Raw genomic sequence first — 12711 nt, 5'->3', positions numbered from 1 at the left:
CATGAAGCCTATTCGCGTCCTCATCGTCGACGACAGCGCCAGCGTCCGTCAGGTCCTGTCGGAGATCGTGTCGGCGGAAGCCGACATGGTGGTCATGGGAACGGCCTCCAACCCGTATTTCGCCGCCGAGCGGATGCGGGACGAAGTGCCCGACGTCATCATCTGCGACATCGAGATGCCGCGCATGGACGGTATCACCTTCGTCCAGAAGCTGATGAGCCAGCGTCCGATCCCGGTCGTGATCTGCTCCTCGCTGGCCGAGACCGGCTCCAAGATGGCGCTGCAGGCGCTGGAAGCGGGCGCGGTGGAAATCATCGCCAAGCCCAAGATGGGCACGCCGCAGTTCCTGCTGGAATCGCGCACCCGCATCGCCGACGCCGTGCGCGCCGCCTCGCACGCCACCGTGCGCGCCCGCAGAGCTCCGGCCGCGCCGATCGCGCCGCAGGCCAAGCTGACGGCCGACGCCGTGCTGCCGCCCTCCACCGGCCGCCCGATCGACCGCACCACCGACAAGGTCGTGGTGATCGGCGCCTCCACGGGCGGAACCGAGGCGCTGCGGCGCCTTCTGGAAACGCTGCCCGCCGACGCGCCGGGCATCGCCATCGTCCAGCACATGCCCGCCGGCTTCACCTCGGCCTTCGCCAAGCGTCTCGACGGCCTGTGCCAGATCGAGGTGCGCGAGGCGGTGACGGGTGATCGGCTGATGCCGGGCCTGGCGCTGATCGCGCCTGGCAACCAGCATCTCCTTCTCCAGCGCTCGGGCGCGCAGTACCATGTCGAGGTGCGCGACGGGCCGCTGGTGACGCGTCACCGCCCGTCCGTGGACGTCCTGTTCCGCTCGGCGGCGCGCTCGGCCGGCGCCAACGCGCTCGGCATCATCATGACCGGCATGGGCGACGACGGCGCCAAGGGCCTTTTGGAGCTGCGCCAGACCGGCGCCCACACGATCGGCCAGGACGAGGCCACCTGCATCGTCTACGGCATGCCCAAGGAAGCCATGAAGGCGGGCGCGGTGGAGCAGGAACTGCCCCTCGAGCGCATCCCGGCCGAAATCGTCCGCTTCGGCCACGACCAGCCCCTTCGTTCCGCGGCCCGCGCCGCCACCGCACGGTAATCCCGATGGCCAGTTCAACCGCTCCCGCCCAGACCATCGAGATCATCGACTCCGCTCTCAGCGACGCGCACACAGCGCCGCTGCGCGAGGTTCTGACGCTCGTCCACCAGTGGAACGTTTCGTCCGAGGCCGTGTATCTCGGCGCCGGCAACGATCTCCAGACGCTGCACCGGCGCATCGGCACGGTGCGCGACTCCATCCGCCAGTCGACGGAGGCCGTCGCCTCCACCGAGGGCGATCAGGTGGAGACGCTCCTGTCCGAGGCGGCGTCCACCGCCACGCAGCTCGAAACGCTGGCCGGCGAGCGCTCGCGCATCCTGCGCGTCCTGTCGGAAGGCGTCGTGACCGCGTCCGAAGGCGCCTCGGCCGTGGCGCTCGTGTTTCGCCTTCTCGACTATGTCGTGCTCGTCGCGCGCACCCATGTCGAGGGCATGACGCAGGCGCGCGACGTGCTCGTGCCCTTCACCGAGCATGTCCACGAACTCGTCGGCTCCGGCCAGACCGTCGCCCGGGCGCTCGACGCGCGCGTGCGCACCGTTCAGGGCCACATCGCCGAAAGCCGCGCCATCGACGCGCGCGTCGGCGGCCGGGCGCTGGTGGGGGAGGCGAGTCTCGCCTTCCAGTTCCGCTCGCTCAACCGGCGCCTGGCGCAGGAGCGCGACGCGGCGTCGACCACGCGCGAGGCGGCCCATCGCTCCTTCTCGGTGATCCGCGACGCCGTCGGCGGCGTCGTCATGGGCCTTCAGTTCCACGACATCGCCCGCCAGCGCCTGGAACACACGCTGACCAATCTGGAGCGCCTGTTCCTTCTGGCCGAGACCGGCCGTCTCACGCATGACGGCGCCCCCTTCGAGGGCAAGTCGCGGCTCCTGACGATCCGCCGGATCGTTGAACTCGAGATCGCGCAGCTGACCAGCCTGACCGAGCTCTACGAGACCAAGATGGGCGAGGTTCACGCCAATCTCGATGTCCTGGCCGTCGAGATCGTGGAAAGCAGCCGTCTTCTGTCCTCGCTCTTCTCCGACGACGCCGGCAATGGCGGCAAGAGCGCCATCGCGGTTCTGGAAGCGGAGGCCACCAAGGTGCGCCATCGCTTCGAGCGCGGCGAGGACGACCGCCGCCAGATCGCTGCCTCGCTTCACGAGTGCGTCGAGGCCGCCGGCCCGCTGATCGCCATGACGGACGAGTTGGCCTCGCTCGAGCACACGCTGCGCCTTGCCGGCTTCAACGCCGCCGTGCGCGCCGCCCATGTCGACTCGGGTGACGAGACGATCGGCTACATCGCCCGCGAGATCCGCGAGCAGGCCACCGTCGCGAAGTCACAGGCCGACCTCGTGCGCGAAGGCATCGAGATGGCCGTGTCGGCGACGCGCGAGCTGGAAGGCACGATCCTGCCGCAGATCGCCACGTCCGAGACCTGGATCGCCGAGCGCTTCAACACCGCGACCGACATCCTGTCGCGCATCGAGGCGGCCTGCCTCGACAAGCTGCGCGACGCCGCCACCAACGCGCGCGGCCTCGACGAGCGCATCCGCACCATCGCCAGCCTGATGACGCCGCATGTCGAAGGCTGCGCCCTGATGCGCCAGACGATCGACCAGCTGCGGGTGATCCGCGACGGACTGCCGGACGAAGCGATCACGCCGGAAGACGCGCTGCGCCTGCACAGTCTTCTGGCCGGCCAGTACACGATGGCCGAGGAGCGGGCGATCTTCGAAGCCTCGTTCCGCGGCGTCGGCCTGCCCCCCGCCGTCCAGGCCGCAGCCGCCGCGCCGGCGAGCGACGATATCGACGATCTCCTGTTCTAACAGACGGGTTCGATCGAACGACTTGAGAGGCCGGACGGGCAGGAATGCCCGCCCGGCCTTTGTCTTGAGAGGGTCTTGGAGCCTGTCCGAGATCGATGTCGGGCCGGTCTCCTGCGGTCTTCGTTCACGCGACCCAAGATTTTGCTCAGCCACTTGCGGCCTGCCGATGCGGCCTCGTCTCCCCTGATGTCCTGCCTGTCTCAGCCGAACAACGCCCGCTCGGCCTGAACCAGCTCGGCGATGAAGTCGGCCACGGTGCGGATGCGGGCGAGGTCTCGCGCCGTCTCGTGCGTGGTCAGCCAGTATTCGCGCCGGATCTCCCGCTCGGGCAGAACCCGCTCCAGTCCCGGCCGCCCCGCCGCCATGAAGGCGTGGAGAATGCCGATTCCCGCGCCCGCCGCCACGGCCTCGGTCTGCCCCAGTGCGGAGGAAATCTCGAAGCGGCTCTGCCAGTCGGCCAGGATCTCGCCGGCATAGTGCAGCGACGGGCTGTAGACGAGATCCTCGACATGGCCGACCAGCCGGTGCTGCCGGAGGTCCGCCGCCGTTTCGGGCCGGCCGAACCGGTCGAGATAGAGGCTCGCGGCGTAGAGGCCGAGCGCGTAGGTAACGAGCCGGCGCGCCACCAGCCGCCCCTGCGCCGGCCGCTCCACCGTGATCGCGATGTCGGCCTCGCGCCGCGAGATGGAAAAGGCGCGCGGCACCGGCACGAGCTGGATCGTCAGGCCGGGATGGCGCTCCGTCAGGGTCCCAAGGCGCGGCGCCAGAAAGGCGGTGCCGAACCCGTCCGGCGCGCCGATCCGCACGGTGCCGGAAAGCTGCGCCTCGCTGCGACCCAAGCTTGCGCGCGCCGTCAGCATCTCCGCCTCCATCCGCTCGGCGGCGGCGAGGAAGTCGGCGCCCTCGCGCGTCGTCTCGCAGCCGTTCGGCCGCCGGTCGAAGAGCTTGGCGCCGAGCGCCGCCTCCAGCGCGTCGAGCCGCCGGCCGACGGTCGCATGGTTCAGCCCCAGCCGGCGGGAGGCTGCCAGAATCTGCCCGGCCCGCGCCACGGCCAGGAACACGCGCACATCGTCCCAATTCACCGCTCATCTCCAGCGCTTCAATCCACGCACAACGGATGCGCAGGAGTTTTGCTTGATTTCAAGTCCGCGCTGCGGCTCTCTGGCGCCTAACGAAAATGGGAGAACGGCCATGAAAGAGATCGGGCACTTCATCGACGGCGCGCATGTCGCGGGCACGTCGGGCCGCACGGCGGATGTGTTCAACCCCGCCACGGGGCAGGTGAGCGCCCGCGTCGCGCTGGCCAGCGAGGCCGAGCTTCAAAGCGCGGTGGACGCCGCCCGAGCCGCCCAGCTCAAGTGGTCGGCCGTCAACCCGCAGCGCCGCGCCCGCGTCTTCATCAAGTTCGTCGAACTCCTCAACACCCATATGCAGGAACTGGCCGAGCTTCTGTCGGCCGAGCACGGCAAGACGGTCGAGGATTCCAAGGGCGACATCGTGCGCGGGCTGGAAGTCTGCGAGTTCGTGATCGGCATTCCGCACCTCATCAAGGGCGAGTTCACGGAAGGCGCCGGCCCGGGGATCGACATGTATTCGATCCGCCAGCCGGTCGGCATCGGCGCGGGCATCACGCCCTTCAACTTCCCGGCCATGATCCCGATGTGGATGTTCGCGCCCGCGATCGCCTGCGGCAACGCCTTTATCCTCAAGCCCTCCGAGCGCGATCCCTCCGTGCCGATGCGCCTTGCCGAACTCATGATCGAGGCCGGCCTGCCCAAGGGCGTGCTGCAGGTCGTGAACGGCGACAAGGCGGCGGTGGACGGCATTCTCACCCATCCCGAAATCGGGGCCGTGTCCTTCGTCGGCTCGACGCCGATCGCCTCTTACGTCTATGCCGAGGCCACCAAGCGCGGCAAACGCGCCCAGTGCTTCGGCGGCGCCAAGAACCACATGATCATCATGCCCGACGCCGATCTCGATCAGGCGGCGGACGCGCTGATCGGCGCTGGCTACGGCTCGGCCGGCGAGCGCTGCATGGCGATCTCCGTCGCCGTGCCGGTGGGCGAGGCGACCGCCAACGCGCTGATCGAGAAGCTGGTGCCCAAGGTCGAGGCGCTGAAAATCGGCCCGGCCACCGACAGCACCGCCGATTTCGGTCCGGTCGTCACCAAGGCCGCCAAGGAGAAGATCCTCTCCCTGGTCGAGAAGGGCGTCGCGGAAGGCGCCACGCTCGCGGTGGACGGGCGCGGCTTCAAGATGCAGGGCTACGAGGACGGGTTCTTCGTCGGCGCCTGCCTGTTCGACCATGTCCGCCCGGAGATGGACATCTACACCCAGGAAATCTTCGGCCCGGTTCTCACCGTGGTCCGCGCCAAGGACTATGAGGAAGCGCTCGCGCTGCCGACCCAGCACGAATACGGCAACGGCGTCGCCATCTTCACCCGCGACGGCGATGCCGCCCGCGACTTCGCTTCGCGCGTGCCGATCGGCATGATCGGCATCAACGTGCCGATCCCGACCCCGCTTGCCTACCATTCCTTCGGCGGCTGGAAGCGCTCCTCTTTCGGAGATCTCAACCAGCACGGGCCCGATTCCATCAAGTTCTGGACCCGCACCAAGACCGTCACCAGCCGCTGGCCGTCGGGCATCAAGTCGGGCGCGGAATTCTCCATGCCGGTCATGCGATAGAGCTCGTCCGGCGAGGGGAGGCGCGCCCGGCGCGCTCGTGCGGCCGAACCTCCGCGAGGGTAAAGCGGGTGGACCATCGCGCCGGCCCGTTCCCTGCTGCGGGCTTCCGGCTTCCCATCCCTCCCCAAACCTGCCAAAGGCCGGCGGCAACCCCGCCGGCCTTTGCTGTTCCAAACCGCGGAACGACAAAGGCGGGCGGGGAGGCGGGGCGAGGAAACTTGTCCGTTGGCGAGATGCGAGGCGGACGCGATGCCGGCGGCGGAGCGTCGCCGTTCGTGGCGACATCAGCGGAAAAGGGAACCGGCCGGCCGAGCCCGAAGGTCGTAGAGGCTGTTTGACAATTCGGTCGGGTCGGTCCGCCGCCGCTTGGTTGCCAATCCTCGCCGATGCCCGCCTCGCGTCATTCAAGTTGGGCGCCTCGCGAACGTTGCAAAATCACTCGGCGGCTTTCTACCGCCGAGTTGTCAAACAGCCTTTTGGAGCGCCTAACAAAACCTCTGGGCGGAGGATGGTCGAGGGATTTTCGTCGGGGGCACGGAGCGACGCGCAGTCGATGCGAGGGCGCAGGGCCAAGCATTCGTGACGAAGTCCATGGCGGAAAGACTAAGGCCAGCCAACCCCATGACGTTCTGTTAGGTGCTCTTAGTCTCGAATCCTCATTCCAAGCGAACCGCCGCCCCATGATCCAGACGCTCGTTTTCGTGCTGACGCCGGTCTTCTTCATGCTGGGGCTCGGCTTCGTGGCCGGGCGAAGGCATTGGGTGAACCCGCATGCGACCGAGATGCTCGGCGCCTATATCGCCAAGTTCGCGCTGCCGGTTTCGCTGGCTCTGGCCATCGTCACCGCGCCGCGCCAGCTGCTCGCGCCCGAGCTGGTGCCGACGGTCGTCTACGGCGCCTCGCTCCTGTCGGGCTTCGCGATCGGCCTCTGGTACGCCAAGCGCGCCGGTTTCACGCCCGTCACCGCCGCGCTTTATTCGCTGACCGTCGGCATGCCCAATCTCGGCGGCATCGGGCTCGCCCTGTTCCAATCGCTGGAGGGGCCGGACGCCGCCGTGTCGCTGGCGGTCGCCAATCTCGTCGGCACGCTCACCGTGATCCTGGCCTGTTTCGTCCGGCTGGAGATGCAGCGCGGCGGCCATCCGCTGCGCGCCGTCTCGGCCGCGCTTCTGAAGCCCATGACGATCATCCCGACGCTCGGCTTCGTCGTGGCCTTTCTGGATCTGCCCTTTCCCGATCTTTTCGTCTCGGCGCTGCGTCCGCTCGCGCAGTCCACCGCCGGCGCCGGCCTGTTCCTGACCGGCGTCATCCTGTCGACGCAGCAGCTTCGCCCGACCCGCGCGGTGATGTGGGGCGTCCTTGCCACCAATATCGTGCAGCCCGCCGTCGCGCTGCTCGCCTGCACGCTCATCCATCTGCCCGGCACGCTGGAAACGCGCGCCATCGTCGCCATGGCGATCCCCTCCGGCTTCGTCGGAACGATCCTCACCTCGGTCTATCGCGAGGGCGGGGCGGAGGCCGGCGGCGTCCTCGTCGCCTCCTCCGCGCTCTCGGTCGTCACGCTGCCGTTCTGGATCGTGCTGGCGCTCTGGCTGGGGGGAGGCGCCTGATCGAAGTTCAGGCGCCGCCGTCGCTGCGGATGGCGATGTCCGCCGGCAGGCTGTTCGACAGGACGCGGCGCATGTTGGGCAGGTCGTTGCCTTCCAGCTTCTCGATCAGGGCTTCCGGCCCGTAGTTGAAGCCGAGCCAGCGCTCGGTCAGGCGCTCGATCAGCACCTCCTCGCGGGCCTCGATCATCACCGTGAGGTCGAACAAGGCGCCGAGATCGCGCCAGCCCGGCTCGTCCAGGAGGAGATAGTTGCCCTCCGCCAGGATGATGCGCACGTCGGGCGCGATGATGCGCGCACCCGCGCGGGCGATCTCGATGGAGCGGTCGAAGACCGGCACGGCGACTTCGCGGCCCTCGTCGCGCTTCAGGCGCTCCAGCATGGCGCGGAACCCGTCGAGGTCGAACGTGTGCGGCGCGCCCTTGCGCGGCCGGTCGCCGCGCGCGTTCAGAACCATGTCGTCGAAATGGTAGCCGTCCATCGGTAGAATGTCGGCGACGCCCGCGCGGCGCGCGTTCAGCCGCTCCTTCAGTGATTCCGCCGTGGTGGACTTGCCCGAGCCGGGCGAGCCGGCGATGGCGACGATGCGCCGGCGCTCGCCCTCTTCGCTGAGAAGCGCGTCGGTCAGGGCTGCGAGCGTCGAGCGTTCGGTCATGGCATCCTGTCTCCCCGGTTCGGGAAGGCACTCCGCTTCCCGCGTCCGAGACTGTTTGACAACTCGCCGGCGGAGGGCCGCCGAGGGATTTTTCGCCGTTCGCGAGGCGCCAAACGCAGTCGATGCCTGCGGCATCGGCGAGGATTGGCAACGAAGCGACGGCGGAAAAGCACCGGCGGGCCGACCCGACCGTGTTATCAAACAGTCTCTCAGAACGCCTTTGCCTGAAGGCGGGAGGTTTCGCCAGCCCCCCGGTCGCGCTCCGGCTCGAAGCCGGTCAGGCTTTCCGGCTCGCAATCGGCGAAGACGCGGCCGACGCCGATCAGGATCGGCCGTTCGACGCCGATGCGCCCGACGATGTCGGCGAGCGTCGCCAGCGTGCCGACGAGGCGCGTTTCCTCCGGCCGCGAGATCGAGGCGGCGACGGCGACGGGCGTCTCGGCCGGAAGCCCATGGGCGATCAGCTGCTCCGCGATGCGCGGCGCCATGCGCCCGCCCATGTAGAAGATCGTCGTGGCATGGTCGTCGGCCAGGGCCTGCCAGTCGAGATCGTCCGGCAGCCCACCTTTCTGCGAATGGCCGGTGACGAAGCGCACCTGCTGGGCGCGGTCCCGGTGCGTCAGCGAGACGCCGAAGCCGGCGGCGAGCGCCGAGGCCGCCGTGATGCCCGGCACGATGGCGACGGGGATGCCTTCGCGTTTGAGTTCCGCGATCTCCTCGCCCGAGCGACCGAAGACCGAGACGTCGCCCGACTTCAGGCGCACGACATGCTTTCCGGCCTTGGCGAACTGCACCATCATCCGGTTGATGTCTTCTTGGCGGCAGGAATCGCGGCTCGCCCGCTTACCGACCAGCATGCGCTTGGCCTCGCGGCGGGCCAGCTCCAGAATGTCGTCGGACACGAGATCGTCGAACAGGATGACGTCGGCCGCCTGCAGGGCGCGCACGGCTTTCAGCGTCAAGAGTTCCGCCTCGCCGGGGCCGGCGCCGACCAGCGTGACGCGCCCGCCCGCCTGCGGGCGGTTGGCGAGGTCGCGCACGAAGCGGCGCGCGTCTGCCTCGGCCACCTCGTCCGGCGCGCGGCGGGTGAAGGCCTCGTCAGAAAAGCGCTCCCAGAAGGCGCGGCGCGCCGGGCCGGGCTGGAGCCGGTCCATCACCTCGGCGCGCACCTTGGCGGCGAGCCTTGCCCAGCCGGTGAGCGTCGCCGGCAGCAGCGTCTCGATGCGGCGGCGGATGGCCTGGCCGAGAATGGGCGCCGCGCCGTCGGTCGAGATGCCGACCACGACCGGCGAGCGGTTGACGATCGTGCCGAAGCGGAACTGGCAAAAATCAGGCTTGTCGATGACGTTGACGGGAACGCCGGCCTGCCTCGCCGCGCAATAGAAGCTTTGCGCCTGAGCCTCCGTCTCGCAATCGGCCACCGCAAGCGCCGCGCCCTCGAAGACATCCAGCGCCCAGGGCCGGTCGTGATGCCGGATCGCGCCGTCCGCGAAGCGGAGGGCGAGAACGGTGCGCATCTCGTCGGAGATGTCGTCCGCCTCGCAGTAGAGATCGACATGGGCGCCGGCCGCGGCCAGAAGCTCGGCCTTCCAGGCCGCACCCTCCGAGCCGCCGGCCATGGCGACGCGCTTCTCCTTCAGGTCGAAGAAGACCGGCAGCGTCGCAAGCTCGCCCATGCGCTGCGGGCGCGTGCGGGCGGCCTGGGAGCTGGCTTCGTCAGCGGAGTTCGAGAACGCGCTCGGCATCGATCAATCCCTGAAGTTCCGTTCGGCAGGAGCCACAATTCGTCCCGGCCTTCAAGTCCCGGCCGATGGCGGCGACGCTGGTGCAGCCCTTTTCGAGGATGGCTCTTTTGATGTCGTTCACGCCGACGCCGAAACAAGAGCAGACCAGGGCGCCGGGGTCGGGCCGGTCGGAGCCCGGCCGGCCGGCGAGAAGCCGGAAGCGCGTCGCCGATTCCATCGGCGCGCCGTCGAGGCAGGACACGGCATAGGCGCGCGACACGGCGACGGGCTCGGGCGAGAGCCAGAGCGCGCCGAGAAAGCGGGTGCCCTGAAAGCAAGCGAAGCGATGATGCCCCGCCCGGTCGGCATAGTGAAGCAGCTCGGCCTCGGGAGAAAGGGCGAGAACCTGCCGCGCGAAAGCTTCGGGGTCGTTGACCGCTTCGGTGCCGGCGAGTTCCAACCGCCAGCCGCCATGGGCGCGCGCCAAGGCCCAATAGGCGCTGGAGGCGGGGTCAGGCTCGGCCGTGGACACGGCGAATCCATACCAGGCGGCGCCGAATTTCGAGAGCGCGGCGGGGGCGGCCTTGGAGGCAGGTTGGCCGGAAACGGGGTCGGTGCGGCCGGGGATCAGCGTGTTGATGCGCGCGGCGCCGGAGAACTGCCCGGTCCAGTGCATGGGCGCGAACAATGTGCCGCTTGGCACCCGGTCTGTGACGAGCGCTCGCAGGATCGCCGCACCATGGTCGGTCTCGACCCGGACGAGTTCGGCTTCCGCCACGCCGAGATGCCGGGCGTCTTCGGGGTGGATCTCGCAGAAGGGCTCGGCCAGATGCGCCGAAAGCCGCGCCGAGCGCCCGGTGCGCGTCATCGTGTGCCACTGGTCGCGGATGCGGCCGGTGTTGAGCACGAAGGGGCGGCGCTCGCAGGTTTCCGGCGCTGCGGCGGGGGCAACAGTGAGGAAGCGCGCCTTACCATTGGCCGTGAAGAAGCCCCCATCGGCGAAGAAGCGCGGGCGGGAGGTGCCATCAGTGGCGACCGGCCATTGCACAGGGGCGAGCGCCTCGTAGCCGGCTTCGTCCAGCCCTTGCAGGCCGGCGAGGTCGAAGTCCCGGGTCCCCTCGTTTTCAAAGGCGGAGAGCGCGGCGTGTTCGCGAAAGATCGCGGCCGGACCGTCATAGCGGAAGGCCTCGCTATGGCCCATGCGACGGCCGACTTCGGCCAGTTGCCACCAGTCCGGCCGCGCTTCGCCGGGCGACGGGAGAAAGGCGCGCTGGCGCGAGATGCGGCGCTCGGAATTGGTCACCGTGCCCGACTTCTCGCCCCAGGCGCTGGCCGGCAGGAGGACATGGGCATAGGGCACGGTGTCGGTGTCGCGCACCACGTCGGAGACCACCACGAAGGGGCAGCGGGCCAGCGCCTCGCGCACCATGTCCGCCTCGGGCAGCGAATCCACCGGATTGGTGCCCATGATCCAGAGCGCTTCGACGCGGCCTTCGTGCACGGCCCGGAAGAGATCGACCGCCTTGAGGCCGGACTTTGCCGGCAAAGCGGGCGCGTTCCAGAAGCGGCGCACGATGTCTTCATGCGCGCTCTGGCCGATCTGCATATGGGCGGCGAGCTGGTTGGCGAGCCCGCCGACCTCGCGCCCGCCCATGGCGTTGGGCTGGCCGGTGACGGAAAAGGGACCGGCGCCCTCGCGCCCGATCCGGCCCGTCGCCAAGTGGCAGTTCAGGATGGCGTTCACCTTGTCGGTGCCGCCGGCCGATTGGTTGACGCCCTGGCTGTACACGGTGACGGTGCGCTCCGTCTCCGCGAACAGCGTGAAGAAGCGCCGGAGGGTTTCGGCGTCGCAGCCAGTCTCGGCCGCGAGGCGGGCGAGGTCGAGATAGGGGCGGGCGGCGTCCAGCGCGGCCGCAAACCCTTCCGTGTGCGCCTCGACAAAGGCGCGATCCACAGCGCCGGCCTCTTCCAGATGTGCGAGCAGGCCGAGAAACAGCGCCGTGTCGCCATCGGCCCGGATCGGCAGATGCAGATCGCTTTCCGCCGCCGTCACCGTGCGGCGCGGGTCGATCACCACGAGGCGCAGCGAGGGGCGCGCGGCGCGGGCCGCCATGATGCGCTGGAACAGGACGGGATGGCACCAGGCGAGGTTGGAGCCGACGAGAACGAGAAGATCCGCCTTCTCCAGGTCCTCATAGGTGTTCGGCACCGTGTCGGAGCCGAAGGCCCGGGCATGGCCGGCCACCGACGAGGCCATGCAGAGACGAGAATTGGTGTCGATATTGGCCGAGCCGATAAAGCCCTTCATCAGCTTGTTGGCGACGTAATAATCCTCCGTCAGGATCTGGCCGGAGACGTAGAAGGCGACCGAGTCCGGCCCCTTGCGCGCGATGGCCTCAGTGAAGCGCGCCGCGACATGACTGAGCGCCGTGTCCCAGCTCGCCCGCTCGCCTGCGATCTCGGGATGGAGAAGCCGATGGTCGGGCAGGAGCGTCTCGGCCAGCGCCGAACCTTTGGAGCAGAGGCGACCGTAATTGGCAGGATGCTCCGGATCGCCCGCGATGCCCACCGTGCCGTCCGGCCGGGGAGTGGCGAGGACGCCGCAGCCGACGCCGCAATAGGGGCAGGTGGTGCGGGTCGAACCCGTCTCGGGCAGCGTGTTCATCTCACCACGCGTTGTAGCCGAGATACTTCCCGCTCATGCGGATCTCGATCCGGTCGCCCTTGGGGTTGGGCACCTTCTCGACCTCCATGGAGAAGTCGATGGCGCTCATAATGCCGTTGCCGCACTTCTCCTGGATCAGCTCCTTCAGCGTGTCGCCATAGACGCCGACGATCTCGTAGAGGCGGTAGATGCAGGGGTCGGTCGGGACGCTGCGGTCCCAGACCTTGGTCGGATATTCCGCCAGCACCACCGCCGCTTCCTGCGGCAGGCCGAGATGGCGGGTCAGGAGATCGGCCTTGTCGCGCGGCAGGGCGTTCATGCCGAGGCAGGCCGAGGTGACGAAGACCTCGCTCATGCCGATGCCCTCGGCGATCTCGGCCCAGGTGAGGCCGGCGCCGCGCTTCTTCTCGTAGATCATCTCCGTGACGTCGCTTTTCGAGAGCATGAGCC

General features: G+C 68.9%; 9 protein-coding genes. 4 read left to right on the top strand and 5 right to left on the bottom strand.

The annotated features are described in order from the left end of the window. Nucleotide 1 precedes the first annotated feature (1 nt). Together M673_RS00600 and M673_RS00595 are read left to right on the top strand one after the other, a co-directional pair. Nucleotides 2-1114, top strand: a complete 1113-nt coding sequence (locus M673_RS00600) for a protein-glutamate methylesterase/protein-glutamine glutaminase (RefSeq protein WP_061972805.1) — start codon at nucleotides 2-4, stop codon at nucleotides 1112-1114. A gap of 5 nt (nucleotides 1115-1119) precedes the next feature. Further along, complete coding sequence (locus tag M673_RS00595; RefSeq protein WP_061972804.1) at nucleotides 1120-2922, top strand: hypothetical protein; 1803 nt, start codon at nucleotides 1120-1122, stop codon at nucleotides 2920-2922. Nucleotides 2923-3122: 200 nt separating this feature from the next. On the opposite strand, the gene M673_RS00590 is transcribed toward M673_RS00595, so the two are convergent. Beyond that, complete coding sequence (locus tag M673_RS00590; protein ID WP_061972802.1) at nucleotides 3123-4004, bottom strand: LysR family transcriptional regulator; 882 nt, start codon at nucleotides 4002-4004, stop codon at nucleotides 3123-3125. A gap of 109 nt (nucleotides 4005-4113) precedes the next feature. Between M673_RS00590 and M673_RS00585 the strand changes: the two genes are divergently transcribed. Both M673_RS00585 and M673_RS00580 read left to right on the top strand, forming a co-directional pair. Further along, nucleotides 4114-5610, top strand: coding sequence for a CoA-acylating methylmalonate-semialdehyde dehydrogenase (locus M673_RS00585; protein ID WP_061972801.1), 1497 nt, complete (start codon nucleotides 4114-4116; stop codon nucleotides 5608-5610). A 680-nt stretch (nucleotides 5611-6290) separates the two neighbouring features. After that, on the top strand, nucleotides 6291-7220 hold the full coding sequence (locus M673_RS00580) for an AEC family transporter (RefSeq protein ID WP_061972799.1): 930 nt from the start codon (nucleotides 6291-6293) through the stop codon (nucleotides 7218-7220). A gap of 7 nt (nucleotides 7221-7227) precedes the next feature. Here M673_RS00580 and M673_RS00575 read toward each other — a convergent pair whose 3' ends face one another. The 4 genes from M673_RS00575 to cynS all read right to left on the bottom strand — a co-directional run bounded on the left by M673_RS00575 (nucleotide 7228) and on the right by cynS (nucleotide 12706). Further along, nucleotides 7228-7872, bottom strand: coding sequence for a nucleoside triphosphate hydrolase (locus tag M673_RS00575; protein WP_061972798.1), 645 nt, complete (start codon nucleotides 7870-7872; stop codon nucleotides 7228-7230). Nucleotides 7873-8081: 209 nt separating this feature from the next. After that, nucleotides 8082-9548, bottom strand: a complete 1467-nt coding sequence (gene cysG / locus M673_RS00570; protein ID WP_244493203.1) for a siroheme synthase CysG — start codon at nucleotides 9546-9548, stop codon at nucleotides 8082-8084. Between the two features lie 40 nt (nucleotides 9549-9588). Continuing rightward, nucleotides 9589-12261, bottom strand: coding sequence for a nitrate reductase (locus M673_RS00565; RefSeq protein WP_061972794.1), 2673 nt, complete (start codon nucleotides 12259-12261; stop codon nucleotides 9589-9591). A gap of 1 nt (nucleotide 12262) precedes the next feature. Next, nucleotides 12263-12706 (bottom strand): cyanase, encoded by a 444-nt coding sequence (gene cynS, locus M673_RS00560; RefSeq protein WP_061972793.1) that lies wholly within the window; start codon nucleotides 12704-12706, stop codon nucleotides 12263-12265. Between the last annotated feature and the right edge of the window lie 5 nt (nucleotides 12707-12711).

Source organism: Aureimonas sp. AU20, assembly GCF_001442755.1.
Classification (GTDB): Bacteria; Pseudomonadota; Alphaproteobacteria; order Rhizobiales; family Rhizobiaceae; genus Aureimonas.
The sequence above is the reverse complement of the archived record's forward strand: the minus strand, read 5'-3'. Positions and strand labels throughout refer to the sequence as shown.

Coding starts and splice junctions, on each gene's coding strand:
- M673_RS00600 (WP_061972805.1), top strand. CDS start 2: ATGAAGCCTATTCGCGTCCTCATCGTCGACGACAGCGCCAGCGTCCGT.
- M673_RS00595 (WP_061972804.1), top strand. CDS start 1,120: ATGGCCAGTTCAACCGCTCCCGCCCAGACCATCGAGATCATCGACTCC.
- M673_RS00585 (WP_061972801.1), top strand. CDS start 4,114: ATGAAAGAGATCGGGCACTTCATCGACGGCGCGCATGTCGCGGGCACG.
- M673_RS00580 (WP_061972799.1), top strand. CDS start 6,291: ATGATCCAGACGCTCGTTTTCGTGCTGACGCCGGTCTTCTTCATGCTG.
- M673_RS00575 (WP_061972798.1), bottom strand. CDS start 7,872: ATGACCGAACGCTCGACGCTCGCAGCCCTGACCGACGCGCTTCTCAGC.
- cysG (WP_244493203.1), bottom strand. CDS start 9,548: ATGGGCGAGCTTGCGACGCTGCCGGTCTTCTTCGACCTGAAGGAGAAG.
- M673_RS00565 (WP_061972794.1), bottom strand. CDS start 12,261: ATGAACACGCTGCCCGAGACGGGTTCGACCCGCACCACCTGCCCCTAT.
- cynS (WP_061972793.1), bottom strand. CDS start 12,706: ATGCTCTCGAAAAGCGACGTCACGGAGATGATCTACGAGAAGAAGCGC.